Source organism: Collinsella sp. TM05-38, from assembly GCF_003466445.1.
GTDB lineage: Bacteria > Actinomycetota > Coriobacteriia > Coriobacteriales > Coriobacteriaceae > Collinsella.
In genome coordinates this window covers 1-2,592 of the sequence record NZ_QSPM01000024.1, presented here as the reverse complement: position 1 = coordinate 2,592, position 2,592 = coordinate 1, and the positions used below count along the sequence as shown (strand labels likewise).

Annotated in this window: 2 protein-coding genes and 1 pseudogene; all 3 read right to left on the bottom strand. The window is 69.6% G+C overall.

Translation table 11 applies throughout. From position 1 onward, the window contains the following. Positions 1–148 precede the first annotated feature (148 nt). Positions 149–340, bottom strand: a complete 192-nt coding sequence (locus DXD49_RS09535) for a hypothetical protein (protein ID WP_117794835.1) — start codon at positions 338–340, stop codon at positions 149–151. After that, positions 337–1,041, bottom strand: coding sequence for an IS21-like element helper ATPase IstB (gene istB, locus DXD49_RS09530; RefSeq protein ID WP_055287500.1), 705 nt, complete (start codon positions 1,039–1,041; stop codon positions 337–339). Before istB ends, DXD49_RS09535 begins: the two co-directional genes overlap by 4 nt. 66 nt (positions 1,042–1,107) lie before the next feature. Then, positions 1,108–2,547: pseudogene (gene istA / locus DXD49_RS09525) on the bottom strand (IS21 family transposase). Between the last annotated feature and the right edge of the window lie 45 nt (positions 2,548–2,592).

Genomic DNA, 2,592 nt, shown 5'->3' with positions numbered 1-2,592 from the left:
GTCCTGCCGCAGCCCCGGCAGAGGTAGCGCTGCTCGCCGTTTGTGTTCCGTCAAGTAAAAATCGACAAATACGTCTGTCGAATTTCGACACCCTCATGCCGACCGCCTCCGGGCGGGCCGGCTCCGTCGCGGCCGGTCCGCCCGCTGCCTAGAACGGTATCTCCCAGTCCTCCGGGGGCACCTCCTCCATCCCGCCCCGCTCGCCCGTCATCAGCGGGTGGTCCGGCGTCAGCCCGCAGCCCGGGCACTGGAAGAGCCTGCAGAGCGTCTGCGCGTCCCAGGCGCCGGCGTCGCGGTCCTTCATCCTGTCCGCCGGGCAGTCCTCCGCGGCGTACCTCATTCGGCCTCACCCTTCCCGAGCATCAGCGCGTTCTCCATCCTGTAGCTGGCGCCGTTGAACTCCACCAGCCTGCCCGTGTAGACGAGCCTGTCCACGACGGCCGCGGCCATCTTGTCGTCGCCGAACACCGTGCCCCACCTGCTGAACTCTATGTTGGTGGTGACTATGAGGCTCTGAGTGCCCTCGGGGGCCGACATGACCTGGAACAGCAGCCTCGCCCCCTCGACGTCGAGCGGCACGTAGCCGAGCTCGTCGAGTACCAGCAGGTCCGCCGACAGCAGGTCGTCGAGCTCCCTGCGCAGCCTGCCGCGGTCGCGCGCGTCGGCCAGGTGCATCACGAGCTGCGCGACGGTGAAGAACCTCACGGACTTGCCGGCCCTGACGGCGGCGGCGCCGACCGCGATGGCGAGGTGGGTCTTGCCCCTGCCCGTCTTCCCGTGGAAGACGAAGTCCTGGCACGCGTCGATGAAGGCGAGCGACCTGAGGTCGGCCTCCCCGTAGCCGTCGGGGAACGAGACCTGGGAGAAGTCGTAGCCGTCGAGCGACTTGGCCGCGGGGAACCTCGCCCTGCGCATCCTCCTCTCCAGCTGGTTGGCGGCCCTGACCTCCATCTGCCTGGCCAGCAGGCCCTCGACCGCCCTCATCTCGGGGAGCGTCGCCTCCTCGCAGAACTCGTCGACGACGCTGTTCGAGAACAGCATCGAGCGCGCCTTGCCCCTCAGCGAGGACTCGAGCAGGCGCCTGTCGGGGCATGCGGCCCTGGCCATCTACGCCACCCCCATGAAGCCGTCGTAGACGCCGAGGTCCACGGGCTCGTCGTAGGTGACGGTCCCCGTGGCGGCGCGCGCCGCGCTGACGGCGACCGACGCCTCGTCGATGCGGCCGGTCGCCTCGTAGGCGAGGCGCACCGCCTGCAGCGTGGCCTCCCATCCGGAGGTGGCCGCCTGGTCGCGCATCACCCTCAGCTCGGCCTTCAGGCCCGCCCTGTCCAGTGAGTCCATATGCTCCCTGAGCTCGTCGGGGAGCGCCTCCCTCACCCTGCTGTTCTCCCAGCCGCCGGCGTTCCACGCCAGCAGGGCGAGCTGCGAGGCGGGGTCGGACGTGTCGGTCGGGGCGCTGCCGTAGGCCCTGGGGTGCTCGCAGACGAGCTCGCCGCTGTCGGGGTCGTAGACGCTCACGGTCGTCGCCCGCAGGCCGACCGTGAGCCTGCGGCGCGAGAGCGACGGGTGCGTGGAGTAGAGGTGGCGGCCCCTCTCGCCGACCGAGACCTTGCCCTTCTTGTCGGCGGTGCGAGAGACGTAGGTGACGCAGTCGAGGGGCTTGGCCGGCAGCCCGAGCATCGCCAGCCTGTCGGCCTCGAAGAGATCGAGCTCGCGCTCGCCCTTTATCCAGTGGGGCTTGTCGGACATGGCGAGGCTGCGCTCGAGCAGCCTGCGGTTGAAGGCGCCGGCGTCCCACAGCTGGGGGACGGGGACGAAGAGGTTGCGGCGCACGCAGCCCACCTTGTTCTCGACGCTGCCCTTCTCGTTGCCCGAGCGGGGGTTGCAGAACCTGAAGCGGAAGCCGTAGTGGGCGCTGCAGGCGGCGAACAGCTCGGTCGTCCGGACCCCGCCGCCGACGCGGCGGCCGACGCCGGTCGCGTTGTCGAAGACGATCTTGGTCGGCACGCCGCCGACGTGCTCGAAGACGTTGCGCAGGGCCTGGCAGACGCACTCCGACGTCTCGCCCGGGAAGACCTGGGCCAGCCCGACGTTGGAGTACGGGAACGTCATCACGAAGAAGCTCAGCGTGGTCCGCATCCCCCTCACGTAGAAGTCGGCCTCGCCGAAGTCGGCCTGCGCCTCGCCGGGGCCCCAGACGAGGTCGAGGTACTGGGCGTCGGCCGCCTCCGCCGAGCGGCGGGCCCTAATCTCCCTGACGCACCGCTCCACGGTGCTGACGGAGACGTCGGCGCCGCACTCGGAGACGAGCCTGTCGTGGACGCGCTTTGCGGTATGGCGCTGCTTGCGCCTGCTGCGCATGTCGTCGTCGAGCCAGGACTCGATCAGGGGCCTGTACGGGTCGAGCATTGAGCCCTGCGCCCGCCTCGCGGGCGGCTCGGGGCTGAAGTCGTCCATGTCGCGGTACTTGTAGACGGTGTCCCGGCTCACGCCGGTCTTGCGCGCGATCTCGGCGACGCTGTCCCCCTGCCGCCACAGCAGGCGTATAGAATGGCTCTGTTAGACCAGGATTGACATACATGTGTCCCCACG